This window comes from Mycobacterium sp. FW102-FHT13B02, assembly GCF_058790275.1.
Genome location: NZ_JBYTCM010000016.1, coordinates 100465 through 119718, shown reverse-complemented (window position 1 = coordinate 119718; position 19254 = coordinate 100465). Strand labels below are relative to the sequence as shown.

The following is a 19254-nucleotide window of genomic DNA, read 5'->3' as shown; positions in this document are numbered from 1 at the left end:
GTAAGTTACCGAGGCATCATTTGCTGGGCCTGGGTCTCATTTTCTTAGAGCTGGGCGCCAGCAAACTACTCAGCAGTAATGTGCGTGGCCCTCAGTCCCACTGTCCGAAGCGCGGCTTGAGGATGTGGTTGATGTCGACCCCGACTCCCCCGACGCGCTGTTTGTCGATCTCCACCTGATGCAGCGCCGCGGCCGGATGCGCCGCCCCGCCGGGCGAGCCCCAGTTGTGCTGCCAGAAGTACGACCCCAAGCCGTCCTGCACGGCCCACTCGATGGTCTTGGAGTTGGCGTACACCCCGACCCGCTGGTGGCCCAGCACTGATTCCCACCCGCGCAGGTAGGGCGCGACTTGTGCCTTGTATTGCTCCAAAGTCGGGTCATCGTCGATTGAGGCGTAGATCGGTGCACCCACCGGTCCACCTGCCGCGGTGTGCAATTGGAACCCACGTTGGGCGTGCTGCACGCCGGCAGGCTGGCCGCCGAGCCAATCCGCACTCGTCGCCTTGCCGTACTGATAGCAGGAGACGATCTTCATGCCGCCCTGGTACAGGTCGCGGGCCTCGGGCAGCTCGATCGGTTTGCCCCGCATCCACTCACCGCCCGGGCGCCGGTCTGAGACATACCGGATGGCGCCCACCGCTCCGGACGACCGGATATCGGCTGCCCTGAGCACGCCCGCCGCGTAGTCCAGCAACACTCCGTACGGGGCCGCAGAGGCGGTCGTCGCGCCGAGCACCGATTGCAACCCGGCCCCCAAGCCGACCGCCGCCGGCGCGGCTGCAGCGTATTTCAGCAGGTCACGACGCGAAATGGCCACGCGTCTCAGGATAGGACAGCTACCCCTTCTGACCCGTTAGCCACACCTCACGCGTCCAGCGTGAAGACGTCGAGTTCGCTCGTGCCCGTGCTCAGGCTCCGGCGGCCGCCTTCAGCGCCGCAGCCGCATGGCGGTGCCCGATCAGCTCGTACCCGACGACACTCACCATCGGCGCCAGACTGGCCACCAACAGACAGACCGACATCGGCACGCCGACCAGGGCCAGCACGACCGTCGCCGCCAGCACGGCGGCAGTCAGCGCCACCAGCAACAGGTGCAGCGCATCGACCGAACGCAGCATCAGCGCGTACAGCAGGTAGACCAACACGATGTAGATGCCCAGGGGAATGATGACCGCCCACACCGTGCCGACCGGCCCGAGCGCGGTGTGTCCCTTGATGGTGAGCGCGGCGAAATCCAGTCCCGCACCAGTCGCGACGATGGCGCCGAATATCGGCATGTGCAGATAACCGAACCAGAACGACCGTTCACGATGCGCGTGCAGCACTTCCGCCGCCGGGACCATGAAGTACACCCACCACATGCCGAAGGTCAGGGCCGTCCCCGCCACCGCGAGCGCGACCGCATCGGCCGACCAGCCCTGCTCGCCGATCATTGCCGACAAGCTGGCGACGGTACCCACCACGCCTTCGCCCAGCGCGATGATCGCCAGCAAGCTGTACCGCTCGGCAATGTGATGGGCGTGCCACGGCGTGCCGCCGCAGCGCCGTTCAGCCAGGCCCGGGCCGGTCAGCTCGATGGCGATCAACACCGCCCAAATCCCGAGTGTCACCGGCACCGATGTCGGTAGAAAGATGGTCCCAATCCAGCCGAGCTGTACCAACGACACGTTGGTGACGTACGTCAACGCCGCCGCCCGCCGGCCCGGATCCTGCCGTGCGGCCCGTAACCACTGCCCCACCAAGGCAATTCGCATCACGACGTATCCGGCGACCAGAACCGCGTTGTCGACATGGTGGCCGTGCTCGATCGAGGTGAAGAAGGCGGGCAGCCCAAGCGCGAGAATCAGTACGCCAACCATCTCGCCCATGGTCATCAGCCGGAACACCCAGTCGTCGGTGTCGTAGGCCGAGGCGAACCAGGTGAAGTTGATCCAAGCCCAGCAGATCGCGAACGTCGCGAACACGAACGCGGTGATCCCCGCCGCCACGTGTCCCGCGGCCAGCATGTGCGCCAACTGCGATGCACCGACGCCAAAGGCGACGGCGAAGGTCAGGTCGAACAGCAGTTCCAGCGGCGTCGCAACACGGTGCTTTTCATGCGGGTCGCGGCCTCGCATCGGCGTCAACCGGTGGGCGCGCACCGCGCTGTGTGGGTCAGGAGCGTGCTGCTGCACCCCATCCATGCCGTGTCCCTTCAGCGAATCCGGGCCCCGTCCGGGCCGCGTAACGGTAAGCCTGCCGCAGATCCCCGCTGCCGTCCCACTACCGTGAAGACGTGTCCGCTCCCCCGATTGCCGTCGGCGTCGTCCTGGCCGCCGGTATCGGATCGCGGGTCGGGGCCGACGGCAACAAGGCGTACCTGCAATTGGCCGGTCGCAGCATGGTGGCCTGGTCAGTGGCGGCAGTCGCGGCGAGCCCCGAGATCGCCCGCACCATCCTCGTGTTCCGGCGGGGTGAACGCGACCAGGTCGTCAGCCTCATGGCCGACGAACTTCCCGGCACTGCAGTCGAATTCGTCGAGGGTGGCGATTCCCGGCACGGTTCGGAACACAACGTGCTGAGTTACCTCGCGGCGGATATCGACGCCGGGGTAGTCGATGTGGTGCTGATCCACGACGCCGCCCGCCCGCTGGCCGGTGCCGACTTGATGGACACCGCCGTGACCACCGCGCGGGCCCAGGGCGGCGCCATTCCGGTGCTGCCGTCCGGCGATGTGCTGCGGATGTCGGCCGACGGCCTCAGTGCCATCGACCAGTCGCTCGTCCGGGTGCAGACGCCGCAAGCATTTCGGGCCGCGCCGTTGTGGCAGGCCTACCAGGACGCGACCGCCGCCGGCTTCGAGGGCACCGACACGTCGTCCTGTGTGGAGCGCTTCACCGATCTCGAGGTCCACGGAATCGCCGGCTCGGCACAGAATTTCAAGGTGACGTTCGCGCACGACGTACAGGTCGCCGAGCGCCTACTGACCCGGCGCTGACGCGGGCAGAAAGTAATCGAACCCCAGCGCGAATCAGACCGGGTCGAACGCCGCGATCAACCAGGCTCCGTCGACCTTCTTCATGGAAATCTTCACCGAGCTCTGGGCGAACGTGCCATCCGGATTGTCCTTGCTCACCGTGGTCTGGTTGATGAAGGCCAACACCAGCGCCGACTCCGGCGATAGATCGGAAATGGCCGCCCGGACAACTTTCGCCTGTGTCTTGACGTCCTTCTCTTTGACCGCACGGGTCACCACATTGTTGGTGAAGTCGGTGTAGAACTTGACGAAGTCGCCGGTGAGGTGGGACTTCGCCGCTGCGAAATCCTTGTCCATGGTCGGTGGCGCGTACGACAGCATCGCGACGGCACCGTCGGATGCGGCCTTGACCACGGTCTCTGCCACCGCGGCATCGGTCTGCTGGTCCGGGCGGTACTGCGTCACATACGACCAGGCGGCGAAGCCCGACGCAACAGCCAGCAACAGCGCCAACAGCGCCGGCAGCAGGACCCGGGCCCGCCGGGTGCGGGCCGGCACCGAGGCAGCGGCCGACTCCGCCTCAGTCAGTTCGCCTACTGTCGGTTCGTCGACCGTGGGCTCCACATCGGTTGCGCCAGTGGCGGTCTCGCTGTCATCGATGGTCACGGCACGAACTCGACTTTCGCTAGCTTGATCTGCCCGCCGTCGCGGACCACGTCGACGCTGAGCCGCCACGACCTGGGCTGCTGTTCCTTGCTGGCGGCATTGGACACGCGGGTGGAGACGGCAAGCAGGACGTTGGCGGTGTTGTCGGACATGGACTGCACCGCCGTGGCGTGCACCGTCGCCACGGTGATCGCCTTCGACGACTCCGCGACCTTGACGAAATCGCCGGCCTGGGCTTCGAAATCCTTCTTGAAGTCCCCGGTGGTGCTGTCGATGATGCGCTGCACATCTTGCTTGGCGTGGTTGAAGTCCAGCGACATCAGGTTCACCACGCCCTGGCTCGCGCCGGCCGCATACTCCGCCCGCTGCTGTTGCTCACCGACGTTTTTGTGGTGCCGCCACATCATCCAGCCACCAACACTCAGCAACCCCAGCGAGATCACCACGATCAGCGTCGCCGCAACCACGGTCAGGACGACGCGGCGCACATTTCGCTGCGGCGCAGTCGATGACGACTGAGGTTCGGCCACATCGGTTTCGATGTCGTCCGCAGCATCGGCTGCAGCGGGCTCGATCCCTTCGGCGTCAGCGGCGGCATCCGCGACGCCGTCAGTGGCAGCATCGGGTTCCGGCCCGGCTTCGACGGCCGGTGCCGCCTCGGTTTCCGCGGCGGCACGTCGCAGCCGGATCGCCCGGGCCCGGGCCCGGGCGGCGGCCGCCATAGCCTCTGCCTCAGCGGCCTCCGCCTCTGCTTCCTCGGCTGCGAGCGACAGCGTGTCGGGCGAATCCGGTTTGCCAATGCGCGGGTTGTCCATATCGATCAATACTGACGCCTCATCGAGGGACGGCATCGAACCTCCTATCCGCACAGCAAGGCAACGAGCGAGAATGTCATTATCAAAATTGCTATACCAATAAGACTGTACACCCTGACGAAACGCAGCTATAGCAGTATTTTCCTGCGGAAATGCGATTTACGCGGCGTGTTGTCAAGCCGAGCACACCGCCTGCCGTCAGCAAGCCTATCGTCGCGCGCTAGGCGGTGTCCCGATCTTTGCCCGTCCGCGCCGCGCAGCATCCAACCCGAGCGCCGGTTTCGCGATGCCAATCCGGCGGAGATGTTATTCTCCGCCACGGAGAATAACAGTCTCGCCGATGCCCGGTTCGGCGTTCACCCGCCTCGGGTCCACGATCGACCGGCTCCGCAAAGCGGTGGAGGAATGTGATGAAGTTGCTCGCGATCGGCGCTGCTGCGCTGTCTGCGGCGTCGATCGCGCTGGCGCCGCCCGCGTCGGCGACCATGTGGCTGGGCAACTACAACTTGAACATGCCGGACCGTCGCGACTTCCACACGTGGATCTGGTCGGCGTTGGTACCGTGTTACAACCCGGATGGCAGCCAGATCAGCCTCGACAGGTGCATCCATGTGCTCACCATCCCGCAGCCGGTCGCGAAGGCGGACAGCTCCGCAGTGGACGCGCAGCTGGTCAACGGCCAATACACGCTGACCATCAACGAGGACATCGGATTGCGTTGCGGTGACGTCTATTACGGGCCGACCGTCCCCACACACGATGTATACGTCTGGGATGCGAACACCCTCACCGGGACCATGACCTCATCGTTCGACGTCGGCTGCGACGGCGCGCCCGGCGGTACGCTGACCTATCCATTCAGCCTGAGCAGGACGTGACGATGCGTACTTCGGTGCCCCTTGCCGCAGCAGTGCTGTTCTCGATGTCGCTGTCGACTGCACCCGCTTTCGCGGACGACGACGCGCCACCACCACCGCCACCCGCGGCACATCACGTCCGCTACATCGTGAGCGCGGCCGCCCCCATCTTCAGCAATATCTATTACCGCGATACCGATCCGCCGACATGGTCGGACTACAGCCACAATCCGTACGAGTTCAGCCCGCGCGCCGATGTCACGGTCGGCCCCGATCAACCGTGGATCTTCGACACCGCGCTGAATGACCCCAATCTCTGGGCGACCGTCATGGTGCAGTCCGGCGAATCCCCGAACTTCAAGACCCCGGCGTTCAACTGCCGCCTCGAGGTCGACGGCGTCGTGGTCAAACAGAACAGCGGCCCGCACGGCGCTCTCTGTTCGATCCGAAACTGGTAGACCGCCGCGAAAATGCCGGGGCCCCAGCAGAATTCACCCGGGGCCCCGGCGTTGCACGGGTCGTCGACTCAGGTGTCGCCGCGCAACCAGCGGCTGACGCCGTTCATCGGAACGCAGGTCAGGAACAGACCGTCCGGAGCCTGCGCAACCATGTTCTGCTCGGTGATGCAGTCCGAGTTCTCGTCGCGGATACCGGCCATCGGAGGCGAGCGGAACCAGCGCGGTTCATAGCGCCGGGGCGAACCGCAGAACATCAGCCGGCCCCAGTCGGTGGTGGCGAACACGTAATAGGTGGTGTTGTCGCACGGTGCGCCCAACACCCGGTGCGGGATGATGCCCGGCACGCAGAATGCGTCGTTGCAGGTCTGCGGGTCCCCATACGCGGTCGGCACGGCGTCTCGAAATCCGGGCGCAGCGATGAACATCCCAGCCGCCAGGACCGAAGCGGCGACCTTCACCCTCACGCGCACGCCATCAACTCTCGCACACGCGGAAACGAAATTCTCTATTTTAGAGAAGATAATTACGATGCAGGCGGGGCCACCGCGACCAGCCGATCGACTCGGCTAGCGTGGGCCACGCCACTCGACACAGGCAGCCCAACGCAAGGAAGTCTCCACCATGACGCCACCGGCCGTCGACAGTTCCGCGGATGCCGCGGCGGCCGACGACGTGACAGCGGCCGAAGCCGAAGCCGCACTCGCGGAGGAACGCGCCCGCCAGGCCCGTGCCCGGGCTACCGAGCTCCGTCGGCAGGCCGCCGAGTCGCGGTCCGCAGCGGCGCCCGCAGCCGCGATCACACCGCGCCGCCTGCCGCGTTGGCGCCCGGTCGCGGTCTTCCTCGCCGGGCTCGCCTTCTGCATCGCGCTCGGCATCAGTGGAGCCCTGACCTGGCACCACCAGGCGGCCCAGACGCGCCTGCAGCAGCAACACCGCGCGGCGGCCGCAGCCCGCCAGGGCGTCATCGACGTCATGTCACTGAACTTCGTGAATGCCGAAGACGACGTGTCGCGCATCCTCGACAACAGCACCGGCAAGTTCCGGCAGGATTTCCAGGGCCAGCAGTACATCCTGGTCAGGCAGCTCATCGACGCCAAGGTGGTCACGCATGTCGACGTGACCGGAGTCGGGGTCCAATCGGCAACCGACGACTCGGCCGTGGTGCTCGTCGCGGCGACATCCCAGGCCGCCAACATCAAGGATCCGCATCCGGCGCCGAAGCGATTCCGAGTGGTGGTCACCCTCGCAAAGGATCAAGGCCGCCTGAAGATTTCGCAGCTCGACTACGCCTAGGCGCCCGCCGGGGAATACTGCAGATGGCGTCTGCCCCCCCGGAGGTACTGATATTCTCCCAGAGCGAGAATGTTCCTATCACGCGAGGAGCGCAACATGCCGGGCATCACGTCGAGCCTGAAGGTGACGGTGAGCGCGCTCCTCGCCACCACGACAGCGCTTTCGGGTGCGGCCCCGGCACTCGCCGACGAAGACCCCAGCCTCTGGGGCATCAACGGCACGTACGCAACCTCGTCCAACGGGGTATTCGCCAAACTCAACGAACGCTATGAGCCGCAACCCAGCAATCGGTCGACCTGGGTCGTCTCGACCACGTGCGTGGGTCCGTGGGACTGCACCGGCACCGTCAAGAGCAGCGACGGCTGGTCCGCGCCGATCTACACGACCGACGGCCTCTTCTACGTCAAACGGTCGGTGCCCAATTGGCGGTTCTGCGACGACGGCACACCCATCCAGGGCTTCCAGGAATACAAGCTCTATCCCGTCGGCCCGGACGCCCACGTTGCCGACGTGTCGGACGAGTTCACCGGCGAAGATCACACCACCGGCCCCAGCGGGTCCTGCGGCCGCAACCAGTGGCCGGTCGTCCGCATGCCGTTCTACATGAAGAAAATCTCCGGCTAGCGGGTCCCGCGATTCATCGCGACCGCCGAGTCCGCGCCGCGGGTCGGCGTCATGACGCCATCATCTGCTGCCACGATGCCGCCGGCTTGACCAGATCGGACTGCGCATACAGCTTGCCGTCACTGCCGAGGTACTGACCACTGCGCGGGTCGTAGCGAGCGATCATTACCGACGGACCGGAGGCCGAGCCCTTGAACGCGCTCGGCGCGGCCTGGGGCGCCGAAGCACCCTGCGGCACAGGACTATTGGCGTCGACATCAGGCGGTCCGGGCGCCGCGGTGGGCACGTTCGTCGCGCGCGGCTGCAGGTCCGGACGGTCCGGGACCATCGGCCCCTGCGGCAAACCACCGTCCGCAGGCGCCGGAGCGGGCGCGTCCACATGCAGCGGTGGGTACGGCATCAGCGGCCCCGGCGGCATACCGGGGTAGCTCGCCGGTGGCGGGGCGGGCCCCGGCGGCGCCAGCGGCCGGTCCGCCACACCTGCCGGCAGCGGCGAGCCCTCGATCGGGCCGTAGATGTTGTCGTCGGGCCGCGCCCGTGAATCCGGACGCACGCCTTGGGCGATCAGGTTGGGATCGAGCGGGTACGGCCCGAGCGCGTGCTGACGCTGGGCCAGGGGCTGGAAACCGTTGGGGTCGTTGCACAATTCCACCGTGGGTGCTCGTTTTCCCGGGTTATCCATACACGGGTAGTTTCGCGCACCGCGCACGGCGATCGGTGAGTCCTGGGGCAACTTGCAGTACAGGTTGTCAGGTGTATCGGCGGGGCTCAGGTCAGACGGAGACCGCCAAGCCGAAGGCGGCAGGAAGCCGACCGTGCAGGATGGCGGATCACCGAGGCCGAGCGAGAAATCACCATTGGGCAAGCCGGTCGGACTGTTGACCGGAGCATAGGTTTCGACCTGCGCGACGAACGGCGGCAACAACACCAGCAGCTGTTCGAGCGAGGCGTGCCAGGTGACACCGATCTGGCCAATCGTGCTCAGGTTCGCCAGCAGGATCGGGAGCGTCGGTTTGATCTGCTGCAACAACATCGACGTCTCCTGCGCGAAGCCGGGTCCGGTGTGCAGGATCGAACGGAACTGCGAATCGTCCTTGGCCATCGTGCCCGTGATCCCGGCCAGATTGGCTGCCCAGGAGCGGATGCCGTCGGTGTTCTGCGCCTGAGCGTCGAGGAACGGCCCCGCGTCGTCGACCAGCCGGCGCATCTGGTCGGAGACTCCGTTCGCATCTTTGGTCAGCTTCGACGCCGAGTCCAGCAGTGACCCGAAGTCGTAGCCCGTGCCGTTGAACGCCGTGTAGGACTCGTCGAGCAGCTTGGCCAATTTGTCGCCGGGAATCGTGTCGACCATGGCGCCGAGTTTGTCCAGCATGGGACCCACCGGCTGCGGGATGGAGGTGTCCGCAAGCGGAATCGTGGCGCCGTCCTCCAGATACGGCCCAGAGTTTTTCTTGGGCAACAGCTCCACGTACTGCTCACCGACTGCCGACATACTGCGGACCTGCGCCTGCAGAGTGGCCGGAATCTTTGGTGTGGTGTCCAGTGACAATGTTGCCTCGGCACCGGTCGGCGTCAGTTTCACGTCCGTGACGCGACCGATCTGAGATCCGCGATAGGTGACATTGCTGAAGCGGTACAGCCCGCCGGTGGCCGGCAGCTGCAGCTTCACCGTCAGCCGGTCGATCCCCAGCAGCGTGGGCATCTGCATGTAGGCGAACAGCATCACCGCCACGCCGACGACCGATGCGATGGCGAACAGGATCAGCTGTATCCGGACGAATCGGGTGAGCATCAGTTGCCTCCGTTCGGCGCGGCCGCAGCCGCCGGGGGCGGCGCGCCGTACGGACCGGCGAACACCTGGCCGGGCGCCGGCGGCGGCTGGACCGGCTCGGCGGCCGTGCCGCCCTGCGGGACCAACGGCAGGATCGGGCCCGGGTCAGGGGCCACGGCAGGCGGCGGCGCCCACGGCGGCTGCGGTGAATTGGGCACGAAGCTGCCCGGCGGCGGGTTGACCCCGGTCTTGAGCGGGTCGTAGGTGTAGTTGAGATACGCCGGATCACCCGGCGCCGGAACAATTTCGGTGCCTTCTTGCCCCCACCGGGTGCCCAACATGGTGGTGTGCTTGAGACGCGGAATGGTGAGGTCGATGATGGCGAACAGATTGTAGTAGTCGCCGCGGATCGCCCGGTCGATGAAGCTACCGGTGAACGGGAAGTGCGGCAGGTACTCGAGCACCGTGTCGACGTCGGGCCCCAAAGCGGTGAACGCCGCCAGCGCCGGCGTGATGTTCTTCAGGTTGGTCACCAGATCGGCCTTCGAGTCGCTGACCAACTGAGTGGCTACGTCGCTGAACTTGCCGAGCTTCGTCAGCGCGGTGGTCAGCTGCGGCCGCTGTCTGATCAGCACGTCCAAAGCCGGCGGAATCTTGTTCAGTGCCGAGGTGAGGACATCGCGTTGACCGGCGAACGTCGACGCCAACCGATTGAGCGCCTGGATCGAGTTGACGATGTCGTCCCGCTGGTCATCGAGGGTGCCGACGAAATCGTTCAAACGCGTCAGCAGATCCCGGAACTGGGCCTCACGACCGTTCAGCGCGCTACTGAAGTTGTGGATCACATCCCCGATCTGGCCCAGACCGCCGCCGTTGACCACCGCGGCCAATGACGACAACGTGCGCTCGGTGGTCGGGTAGGTCGACGCGTCGCTCAACGGGATGGTCGCGCCGGGAGCCAGTGCGCCGCTTGGGTTCTGGCCCAGCGGTGGGTCCAGTGCGAGGTGCATCGAGCCGAGCAGGCTGGTCTGGCCGACCCGTGCCACCGCGTTGGCCGGGATCGTCACGCCCGGCTTCACCGAGAACTCGATGTCCGCGTGCCAGTTCTTGGTCGTCATGCTCCGCACGCTGCCCACTACGACGTCATTCATCATGACCGGCGAATTGGGTTCCAGCGTAGCCACGTTCGCGATTTGCACGTGGTAGACCGTGGAGCCGGCCCCACGGCCCACCGCGCCGGGCAGTGGCAGCGAATTCACGCCCTGAAACGCGCAGCCGGTCGCGGTCACCATGACTGCGACGCCGGCGGCCAGGGTGGCCTTGACCGTCCGCGCTCCCGCGGAACGGTTTTGTGTACCAGCACCTTTCCCGGTAATCATGGGTGGGGCGTCCCTTCTGCCGGTGCGGGCGGCGGCGGGGCGCCGGACATACCTGGCCCGAGCGGAGTGTCGGTACCGAGTCCGCCCACCGGCGCGGGCGGACCGACCGGCGCCACCGGGGCCTCGGCCGGCAACAGCGGCGGCGCGCCCTGCGCAGCAGGTCCCGGCACCGGGCCGGCCGGGTTCAGCATCGACCACACCGACGGCGGCATGTTCGGTCCCGGGTTCGGTATCGCATTGGGCAGCATCTGATCGGCTCCTGGTGGCGGAGTCCCCGGCGGTCTACCGGTGAACGGCGGCACGGCCGGGCCCGGGTTGTAGGCCGACAACGCAGGGTCGATTTCAGGCGGTGTCGGGGACCCACCGCCGCCGCCGGGCGCCAGGCGTGCTTCGGAATACACGATGTCCTCGGGAGGGGCCGCCGGCATCAGGAACGGGTCGATACCGAACGGCAGGTGGTTGAAATTGACCAGTCGCAGAGCCGGACCCAGATACTGGGCACAGAGCTTCGCGGTCTCCGGCGCCGTGGTGTTCTCGATGGCACCGATGGCACCGCAGATGAATTCGACCGGCGACGAGAAGTTGTTCAGCACGAATTGGCCGACCGCACTGCCCGTCACCGGGTTGTAGATGTTGTACGCGTTGACGAATTCGTTGGGTGCGATGTGCAGGATGTTCTTCAGCTGCATCTGGTTGTCCACCAGGTTCTGGGTGACGTTGGTCAGTCGGCGCACCTGCTCCGCTGTCTGATCCCGAGTGCCGGCGACGAAGTTCTGCACCTCCACGATCGACGTCGACAGATCCTTCAGTGCCGCATCGAGATCCGACTTGCCGCCATCGACCACTCCGGTGAGCGTCACCAGCCGGTTCTGGAAGGAGACGATCTGCTGATTGCTGTCGCGCAGCGCCGTGACGAAGGTCTGCAGGCTCTTGATGATCTCGACCATGTTTCCGCTGCCGCCCGCCAAAACCCGAGCCGCACCGGCCATCTCGGTGATGGTGTCGTGCAGCTTCTGGCCGTTGCCGTCCAACGCATTTGCCGCGCTGTCGATGATCCGTGACACCGACGTACCGGATACGTCGCTCTTGGGCCCCAGATCGGTGGCGAGCCGGGTCAGCTGAGTTTTGACCTCATCCCATTCGACGGGAACGGCGGTGCGCTCCAACGGGATGACCGCGCCCGCGGCCAGTTTCGGGCCGCTGTGCTTGTAGGCCGGGGTCAGCTGGACGTACCGCGCCGCAACCAGGTTCTGCGCCACGATGACGGCCTTGGCGTCCGCGGGGATCGAGACGTCCCGGTCGATGTCGAGCGTGAGCCGGGTCTGGGTGCCCTCGGGCTTGATGGTCGCGATGGTGCCGACCTTCACCCCGGCCACCCGGACATCGTCGCCCGGGTAGATGCCGGTGGCCTCACTGAACAATGCGCTGATGGTCCTCGGTGCGAAGAACAACTGGCGCACCAGGAATCCGCCGCCGATCACCAGCAGTGCGGCGACGGCGACCACGATCATCCGGTTGCGCGTCATCACCGTGACCCCCCGGGAATTCCGTTGTACGGGAGCGGGAGTTCGGCGCGCGGTCCGGCGTTGTCCGGCGGTTGGCCGGCATGCGCGCCACGACGGAAGCCGAAGGCGTAGTCGAAGAACGGTTGCAGGATCTGCATCGGGTTCAAGTTCGGCACGTAAGCGTTGTAGTACGGGCCGTTGGCCAGCGTCTCGCCCTGCGACAGCATGAATTTGCGCATGTCGGGCAGGATCTTGGTGATGTTGTCGCGGTTCTTCTCCAAGATTTCGGTCACGCGGTTCAGTCGCTCGAGCGTCGGCGCCAGCTCTTTCTGATTGTCGTGGACCAGACCGGACAGCTGCTTGGACACCGCAGAGGTGTTGGCCAGCAGACTGACGATCGCCTCACGCCGGTCGTTGAGTACGCCGAGCAGATCATTGGCGTCGAGGATCAGGGTGTTCAACTGCGCGCTGCGCTGGGACAGCACACTCGTGACGTCTGCGGCACTCTTGAGCAGGCCGGCCAGACTCTCGTTGCGGCTGTTGAGCGATCGGGACACCCGGCTCAGCCCGTCGAAAGTGGGACCGAGCCTGGGCGCGATCTGGTCGAGCGTCGACGACAAGGTGTCCAGCGACTGGTTCAGCGTCGCGGTATCGGTGCCTGCGGTATTGGACGTCAGGTCGCCAACGGCATCGGTCAGCGAGTAGGGCGACGACGTGCGGGTGGTGGGGATGACGTCGTTCGGCCGCATGGTGCCGGTGCCGGCCGATTCCAGGGTCAGTACGCGCTCACCGAGCAGCGACCCGGTGCGGATGTGTGCGGTGGTCTGTGAACCCAAGGGGTACTTGCCCTTTGCGGTAAAGGTCACCACGGCATTTCCGTCCCGCAGCGCGATGTCCGAAACCGTGCCGACCTTGATGCCCGACATGGTGACCTGATTGCCCTTCGCGATCCCGCCCGCCTCGGTGAACTCGGCCTGGTAGCGCACAGAAGTGGCCCATTGGCTGATCCGTTCGGGCTGCAATCCGATGGCAATGATCAGCACGATCAGTACGACGCCGAAGATTCCTGCCTTGATCAGCCGCGCGCCCCGGTATTTCAGCATCAGGGCTCACCGCACCTTCCACCCTCTTGCTGAATCATCGGGAACACCGCGGTGCGGCCCTGCAGGTCCGAGGCACGAATCTGCAGACCGCAGATGTAGTACATGATCCAGCTTCCATACGATCCGAGGCGGGCCAGCTTGTGGTAGTACTCCACGTCCTTCTGGATGCCACGGTCCAGCACTGTCTTGTGGTCGTCGAGCAGCGGCGCCAGCCTGTTGAGTTCGTCGACCGTCTGCTTCAGCGGCTGCCGCGCCTGGGTCAGCAGACTGGTGATCGAGGCGGTGCCCTGATCCAGTTGCGTGATGGCGGTGCCGATCGGGTCACGATCTTGGGACAGCCCGCTGATCAGCTGCTGCAGCCGGTCGATGGCGCCGGAGAACTGATTGCCGTCCTTGGACAACGTGCCAACCACCTGATTCAGGTTGTCGATCAGTTGCGAGACGGTCTGTGCGTTGTCCGCCACCGCATTCGAGAACGACGACGTCTTGCCGAGCAACGAGTCCAGGTTGTCGCCCTGGCCCTGGAATATCTGCACCAGTGACGACGTCAGTGCGTTCACATCCTGCGGGTTCAGCCCCCGGACCACGGGCCGTAATCCGTTGAGCAGCAGATCCAGATCCAATGCGCCCGATGTGCGGTCCTCGCCGAGGGTCGAACCCGCGGGCAGAATCCGGGACTCTCCCGGTCCGTTCGTCAGTTCCAGGAAGCGGTCACCGACCAGGTTCAGGTAGCGCACCGCAGCCTTGGTTCCCGTGGTCAGGGCGACGTCTTTGTCGGCGTCGAAGGTGACCAGCACCTTGTGATCATCTTGCAGTTCAACATCGTTGACGGTGCCCACCCGGACGCCGGCGACCCGCACCGAATCTCCGCCCTTGAGCCGCGACGCGTCGGCGAACACCGCCTTGTACTGCGAGGTGGAACCGCTGCGGTACTGACCGAAGGCCATGAACAAGAAGATCGTCATCAGGACCATGACGGCGGCGAAGGCCAAGAACTTGATCAGCGTGGAATTGGAACGTTTCATCCGGGCATTCCCGCCTGGGTGGTGTTGCGCGGCGGACCGTCGATCGGGCCGAACAGGATCTGCTTCAAGCCGTCGGAGTTGAGCACGACGCCCGGGTTGCCGTAGGCCCACGGATTGGCCGCGGTATCGGTGACCAGATATTTGGATCGGTTACCAAATCCGATGGAGGGCAATCCCATACAGTGTGGGCCGCCCTTGGCCGCCACCTTCGGCAGGTTGGATGGGTAGCGGTACCGGTCGATGCCCATGACGAACGACACGTTGACCACCACGCCGGGATTGAGCTGCGGTGGCTGGTGCGACATGAAGTTGATGCCGCCCAGCGCACATTTGAGGCCGGGCGCGTACTCGTTGAGCAGGTCTGTGGTGGGGGCCAACAGGTGCAGCACATTGCTGAGCTGCTCTCGGTTACCGCCAAGCACATCGTTGCCGGTGTCGGCCAGCCCCGCCATGCTGGCCAGGAAGGTCTCCAGGCTCTGCTGCTCGTCGGTCAAGGTGGCGCTCATCTTGATGGCGTTCTTGACCGTATCGAGCAGGTCGGGCGCGGCATCGGCATATGCGCCCGATACCGGGGCCATCGCTTTGATGTCGTGTCCGAAGTTTTCGAGGCTGGGGTTCAGTTTGGCCAGCAACGCATCGAAGTCGACCGTGGTCTGGCCGAACTGTTCACCGCGGCCGGCCACCGCGGTCGACATGGCCGCCAGGGTTTGGTTCAGCTTGGCCGGGTCGAGCTTGTCGAGCACCTCGGTGAGCTGTTGGAAGACCGTGTTGATCTCGACAGTGACGTGGTCACCACGCAACTCCTGTCCGGCCCGTAATGGTGTCGCCGACGGCTCGGCCGGCGCTTGTAGCTCAACATATTTCGCGCCGAACACCGTGGAGGACGAGATGTCCGCTCGGACGTTCTCGGGAATCAAATGCATCTGCGACGGGTCCATCGCGAGGTGCAGTGCGGCGGTACCGTCCGCACGCTGCTCGATCGATTCGACCTTGCCGACCTCGATTCCCCGCATCTTGACCTTGGCGTCGAGGTTCATCACCAAACCGGCACGCTGCGAGATGAGCGTCACCGGAACCGATTCGGTGAAACTGTCGGAGAACAGGGCAATTGCCACCGCGATCACAGCACCGATTGCCGCGATGGTCGCCAAGCCCGCCAGCGGTCGCGCATAGCTTCGCGCGCCGAAGTGACCGCCGCCTTTGGCCGCCACGGGGGCCGCCGTGCTGGTGGTCTCTGATCGATGGATAGGGCCCGGCCCCAGGTTCTTGGTCATGTCCGCTCTAGCCCGACAGGTGGAAGTTGCCGTTGGAGCCGTAGATCGACAGTGACACCAGCAGTGTCACCGAAACCACCACGACCAGGGACGTACGCACCGCATTGCCCACTGCCACACCGACTCCCGACGGACCACCGGTGGCGAAGTAGCCGAAATAGGTGTGGATGAACAGGATGGTCAACGCCATCAGAATGGCCTGCAGAAATGACCACAGCAGATCCACCGGGTTCAGGAAGGTATAGAAGTAGTGGTCGTACAGGCCCGCGGACTGACCGAACAGCACCACCGTGACGAACCTCGACGCGATGAACGACAGGATCACCGCGATGGAGTACAGCGGGGTGATCGCGATCATGCCGGCCAGGATTCGGGTGGACACCAAATACGAGATCGGGCGGATCGCCATGGATTCCAGCGCGTCGATCTCTTCGTTGATCCGCATGGCGCCCAGCTGTGCGGTGACACCGGCGCCGAAGGTGGCGGCCAGGCCGATACCCGCGACGATCGGGGCGGCGATCCGCACGTTGATGAATGCCGACAGGAAGCCCGTCAGCGCCTCGATACCGATGTTGCCCAGCGAGCTGTACCCCTGCACCGCCAACGTGCCGCCGGTGGCCAGCGTCAGGAAGCCCACGATCGCGACCGTGCCACCGATCATCGCCAATGTGCCCGCGCCCATGGAGATCTCGGCGATCAGCCGGATGACCTCCTTGCGGTAGTGCGTTCCGGCGAACGGCACTCCGGCCAACGCCTTGCCGTAGAACAGCGTGTGATCGCCGATCCGCCCCAGTAGGCCGATCGGCCGGCCGAGCTCGCGCGCCATCCGCGGATATGTCTGCCGCAGCGTTTTCAGTGCCATCGCCGGATTCCCTACCGCGCCGTCATCCGGATACCGATGGCGGTGACCACCACGTTGATCACGAACAACGCCATGAACGCGTACACCACCGTCTCGTTGACCGCGTTGCCGACGGCCTTGGCGCCACCGCCAGAGATGGTCAACCCGCGATAACAAGCCACCAGCCCGGCGATCAGCCCGAACAACGCAGCCTTGATGCACGAGATGATCACCTCGGGCACACCCGTCAGCAGCGTGATGCCGGCAGCGAAAGCGCCCGGATTCACGTCCTGGACGAACACCGAGAAGATGTAGCCGCCCAGGATGCCGATGATGACCACCAGGGAATTCAGCAGCAGCGCCACCAGTCCCGACGCCAGCATCCGCGGCGTCACCAATCGGGCCACCGGGTTGATGCCCAGCACCTCCATCGCATCGATCTCTTCGCGGATGGTCCGCGATCCCAGATCCGCACACATGGCCGTCGCGCCCGCACCCGCGACGATCAGCACCGTCACCATCGGCCCCACCTGCGTCACCGCACCGAATGCCGCACCGGCCCCGGACAAATCCGCCGCGCCCAGCTCGCGAAGCAGGATGTTCAGTGTGAAGGACACCAGCACCGTGAACGGGATGGCCACCAGCAAGGTCGGCGCCAACGACACCCGCGCCACGAACCACGACTGCTCGAGAAACTCCCGCATCTGGAAGGGCCGCTGAAACAGGTACCGCACCGCGTCCGCCGACATCGCGAACAAACCGCCGATGGCCTGCATCGGCCCGGATGCACTGCGCGCGAACGAAATACCCGGCGACCACCGGTCCGGCCCCTTACCTGCCATCCGCGCCCGGTCCTTCCAGAATCGTCACGGCCGACACGGCAGTCGGACGGTCCAGATCTTCATAGCTGATCAACGCGATTCCGGTGAAGAAATCGCGAACGTCGGCACGCCCTGCCCCGACCGCAGAGATGATGGCGTCCTCGTCGCGACCGGCGATGCGGCGCAGCGACGTGCCCCAGCACGGCTGGCACCTACCGATGGCGATGGCGGTGGGCATGAAACGCGTCAGCCGACGACCGTGGCGAACGTCTTGCGTTCGAGGAATTCTTCGAGCCCGGCCGTACCCATCTCCCGGCCGATACCCGACTGCTTGTAACCGCCGAACGGGCTGTCGGGGCTGAAGTAGTTGCCGCCGTTGATCGAAAAGGTCCCGGTCCGGATTCGCCGGGCCAGCGCCACAGCGCGCTCCTGACTGCCGAAGACCGCGCCGGACAACCCATAAATGGAGTTGTTGGCTATTTCGACCGCGTGGTCATCGTCGTCATAGGCGATCACTGCCAGCACGGGCCCGAAGACCTCTTCCTGGGCGATTTCGCTCTCGGGGTCGACGTCTGTCAGCAGGGTCGGGGTATAGAAGTAGCCGGGCCCCTTCTTTTCGCCGCCGGTGACCAGGGTGGCGCCGTCGGCAACGGCCCGTTGCACCATCGCGTCGACCTTGTCGCGCTGCTTCTCACTGATGAGCGGCCCCATGTAGGTATTCGGGTCTCGGGGATCGCCCCAGCGCACATGCGAGAAGTTGGTCTTGACCAACTCGACTATCTCGTCGTGATGCTTGCGCGGCACCAGCAGCCGGCTGGTGAGTGCGCAGCCCTGGCCGGCGTGGGTGACCATGCTGAACGCAGAAAACATTGCGGCCATGCTGAAGTCGGCGTCGTCGAGCACGATCGCGGCGGATTTCCCACCCAGTTCGAGGAACACCCGCTTGAGGGTCGTGCTGGCCGTGGCCATGATGGCCCGGCCAGTCGCGGTCGAGCCGGTGAAGGTGACGGCGTCGACGGCGCTGCTGGTGGTCAGCGCGACACCAACCTCGGGGTCGGACGAACTGATGACGTTGACGACGCCGGCCGGGATGTCGGTGTGGTTGGCGACGAGCTCGCCCAACGCCAGGGTGATCAAAGGAGTGTCGGGGGCGGCCTTGAGCACCACGGTGCAGCCGGCAGCCAATGCCGGCGCGAGCTTGGCCAGTGCCAGCTGGTTCGGATAGTTGTAGGCGATGATCGCCGCGATTACGCCCGCGGCTTCCTTCTCCACCCAGCGATGGTGCTGGGCACCACGAATCTCGATGTTGCCCAGATCCTCGGTCATCGGGAAGGTCTTGAGCAGGTCGGCGTAGTAGCGCACGATCGCGATGGGTTGGTCGAGTTGCGCGCCATGGGTCAGCGCGACGGTGGCGCCGACCTCCTGGATAGTCAGTGCCGCCAGCTCGTCCCGGTGCTCGTTGAGTGCTTTGTGGAGTTGATCCAAGCAGCGGATTCGCAGCTCGACGTCGGTGGCCCAGTCGGTCTTGTCGAACGCCCGGCGGGCGGCCGCGATGGCCGCTTCGGCATCGGCCACAGTGGCCTGCGGCGCATGCCCGAAGACCTCTTCGGTGGCCGGATTGATCGTGGGATAGGTGCCTGCACCGGCGACCAATTCGCCGTTGATCAGCATCCGGCGGTCCACGCCCGTTTCGGCCGCTCGAGCACCCGCGATATTTCCGGCATCAACCGTGGCCTGAGCCATCCGCCCTCCTGGAGCTGCAACGATGGTATGGAAACTTCATTCTCATCTTTGGCGAATCATACATTCACAACGAGAGAATACAACGAAGGCTAGACGCGCTAGGTAGATAACTTGTCGACCGGG

20 protein-coding genes are annotated in these 19254 nt (G+C 65.3%); 5 read left to right on the top strand and 15 right to left on the bottom strand.

Going from position 1 to position 19254, the window contains the following annotated elements; translation table 11 throughout:
- Nucleotides 1-91: 91 nt before the first annotated feature.
- Nucleotides 92-817 (bottom strand): DUF1906 domain-containing protein, encoded by a 726-nt coding sequence (locus AC3WTE_RS23420; RefSeq protein ID WP_492441364.1) that lies wholly within the window; start codon nucleotides 815-817, stop codon nucleotides 92-94.
- Between the two features lie 91 nt (nucleotides 818-908).
- Nucleotides 909-2183 carry a low temperature requirement protein A gene (locus AC3WTE_RS23415; RefSeq protein WP_492441362.1) on the bottom strand — a complete coding sequence of 425 codons (1275 nt, stop codon included), beginning with the start codon at nucleotides 2181-2183 and terminating at the stop codon, nucleotides 909-911.
- A 92-nt stretch (nucleotides 2184-2275) separates the two neighbouring features.
- Between AC3WTE_RS23415 and AC3WTE_RS23410 the strand changes: the two genes are divergently transcribed.
- Nucleotides 2276-2977 (top strand): IspD/TarI family cytidylyltransferase, encoded by a 702-nt coding sequence (locus tag AC3WTE_RS23410; protein WP_492441360.1) that lies wholly within the window; start codon nucleotides 2276-2278, stop codon nucleotides 2975-2977.
- A gap of 33 nt (nucleotides 2978-3010) precedes the next feature.
- Here AC3WTE_RS23410 and AC3WTE_RS23405 read toward each other — a convergent pair whose 3' ends face one another.
- Nucleotides 3011-3616 carry a twin-arginine translocation pathway signal gene (locus tag AC3WTE_RS23405; RefSeq protein ID WP_492441394.1) on the bottom strand — a complete coding sequence of 202 codons (606 nt, stop codon included), beginning with the start codon at nucleotides 3614-3616 and terminating at the stop codon, nucleotides 3011-3013.
- Between the two features lie 2 nt (nucleotides 3617-3618).
- The gene (locus tag AC3WTE_RS23400; RefSeq protein WP_492441358.1) at nucleotides 3619-4473 is read right to left on the bottom strand and encodes an Rv1363c family protein; all 855 of its coding nucleotides are present in this window, start codon (nucleotides 4471-4473) and stop codon (nucleotides 3619-3621) included.
- A gap of 374 nt (nucleotides 4474-4847) precedes the next feature.
- Here AC3WTE_RS23400 and AC3WTE_RS23395 point away from each other — a divergent pair, with 374 nt between their 5' ends.
- Both AC3WTE_RS23395 and AC3WTE_RS23390 read left to right on the top strand, forming a co-directional pair.
- On the top strand, nucleotides 4848-5315 hold the full coding sequence (locus tag AC3WTE_RS23395; protein ID WP_492441356.1) for a hypothetical protein: 468 nt from the start codon (nucleotides 4848-4850) through the stop codon (nucleotides 5313-5315).
- Between the two features lie 2 nt (nucleotides 5316-5317).
- Complete coding sequence (locus AC3WTE_RS23390; RefSeq protein WP_459368980.1) at nucleotides 5318-5752, top strand: Rv2576c family protein; 435 nt, start codon at nucleotides 5318-5320, stop codon at nucleotides 5750-5752.
- Nucleotides 5753-5820: 68 nt separating this feature from the next.
- Here the strand turns inward: AC3WTE_RS23390 and AC3WTE_RS23385 are convergent, their stop codons facing one another.
- Nucleotides 5821-6222, bottom strand: a complete 402-nt coding sequence (locus AC3WTE_RS23385) for a hypothetical protein (RefSeq protein WP_492441354.1) — start codon at nucleotides 6220-6222, stop codon at nucleotides 5821-5823.
- A gap of 151 nt (nucleotides 6223-6373) precedes the next feature.
- Here AC3WTE_RS23385 and AC3WTE_RS23380 point away from each other — a divergent pair, with 151 nt between their 5' ends.
- Together AC3WTE_RS23380 and AC3WTE_RS23375 are read left to right on the top strand one after the other, a co-directional pair.
- The gene (locus AC3WTE_RS23380) at nucleotides 6374-7045 is read left to right on the top strand and encodes an Rv1363c family protein (protein WP_492441352.1); all 672 of its coding nucleotides are present in this window, start codon (nucleotides 6374-6376) and stop codon (nucleotides 7043-7045) included.
- 96 nt (nucleotides 7046-7141) lie between these two features.
- The gene (locus AC3WTE_RS23375; protein ID WP_492441350.1) at nucleotides 7142-7669 is read left to right on the top strand and encodes an Rv2253/PknI dimerization domain-containing protein; all 528 of its coding nucleotides are present in this window, start codon (nucleotides 7142-7144) and stop codon (nucleotides 7667-7669) included.
- Nucleotides 7670-7718: 49 nt separating this feature from the next.
- Here AC3WTE_RS23375 and AC3WTE_RS23370 read toward each other — a convergent pair whose 3' ends face one another.
- Genes AC3WTE_RS23370 through AC3WTE_RS23325 form a run of 10 tightly spaced genes read right to left on the bottom strand, consistent with a single transcriptional unit; the run spans nucleotide 7719 to nucleotide 19131 of the window.
- Nucleotides 7719-9461 carry an MCE family protein gene (locus AC3WTE_RS23370; RefSeq protein WP_492441348.1) on the bottom strand — a complete coding sequence of 581 codons (1743 nt, stop codon included), beginning with the start codon at nucleotides 9459-9461 and terminating at the stop codon, nucleotides 7719-7721.
- Nucleotides 9461-10819, bottom strand: coding sequence for an MCE family protein (locus AC3WTE_RS23365; RefSeq protein ID WP_492441346.1), 1359 nt, complete (start codon nucleotides 10817-10819; stop codon nucleotides 9461-9463). The genes AC3WTE_RS23370 and AC3WTE_RS23365 overlap by 1 nt, the downstream gene beginning before the upstream one ends.
- Complete coding sequence (locus AC3WTE_RS23360; RefSeq protein WP_492441344.1) at nucleotides 10816-12345, bottom strand: MCE family protein; 1530 nt, start codon at nucleotides 12343-12345, stop codon at nucleotides 10816-10818. Before AC3WTE_RS23360 ends, AC3WTE_RS23365 begins: the two co-directional genes overlap by 4 nt.
- Entirely contained in the window at nucleotides 12345-13427 is a 1083-nt protein-coding gene (locus tag AC3WTE_RS23355) for an MCE family protein (RefSeq protein ID WP_492441343.1), read from the bottom strand. Before AC3WTE_RS23355 ends, AC3WTE_RS23360 begins: the two co-directional genes overlap by 1 nt.
- Entirely contained in the window at nucleotides 13427-14452 is a 1026-nt protein-coding gene (locus AC3WTE_RS23350; protein ID WP_492441341.1) for an MCE family protein, read from the bottom strand. The genes AC3WTE_RS23355 and AC3WTE_RS23350 overlap by 1 nt, the downstream gene beginning before the upstream one ends.
- A complete protein-coding gene (locus tag AC3WTE_RS23345; RefSeq protein ID WP_492441339.1) occupies nucleotides 14449-15726 on the bottom strand; it encodes an MCE family protein in 1278 nt (425 codons plus the stop codon). The genes AC3WTE_RS23350 and AC3WTE_RS23345 overlap by 4 nt, the downstream gene beginning before the upstream one ends.
- A gap of 7 nt (nucleotides 15727-15733) precedes the next feature.
- Nucleotides 15734-16588, bottom strand: a complete 855-nt coding sequence (locus AC3WTE_RS23340; RefSeq protein WP_492441337.1) for an MlaE family ABC transporter permease — start codon at nucleotides 16586-16588, stop codon at nucleotides 15734-15736.
- An 11-nt stretch (nucleotides 16589-16599) separates the two neighbouring features.
- The gene (locus tag AC3WTE_RS23335) at nucleotides 16600-17409 is read right to left on the bottom strand and encodes an MlaE family ABC transporter permease (RefSeq protein WP_492441335.1); all 810 of its coding nucleotides are present in this window, start codon (nucleotides 17407-17409) and stop codon (nucleotides 16600-16602) included.
- The gene (locus tag AC3WTE_RS23330; RefSeq protein ID WP_492441333.1) at nucleotides 17399-17626 is read right to left on the bottom strand and encodes a hypothetical protein; all 228 of its coding nucleotides are present in this window, start codon (nucleotides 17624-17626) and stop codon (nucleotides 17399-17401) included. Before AC3WTE_RS23330 ends, AC3WTE_RS23335 begins: the two co-directional genes overlap by 11 nt.
- Nucleotides 17627-17634: 8 nt before the next feature.
- On the bottom strand, nucleotides 17635-19131 hold the full coding sequence (locus AC3WTE_RS23325; RefSeq protein ID WP_492441331.1) for an aldehyde dehydrogenase family protein: 1497 nt from the start codon (nucleotides 19129-19131) through the stop codon (nucleotides 17635-17637).
- Nucleotides 19132-19254: the final 123 nt, after the last annotated feature.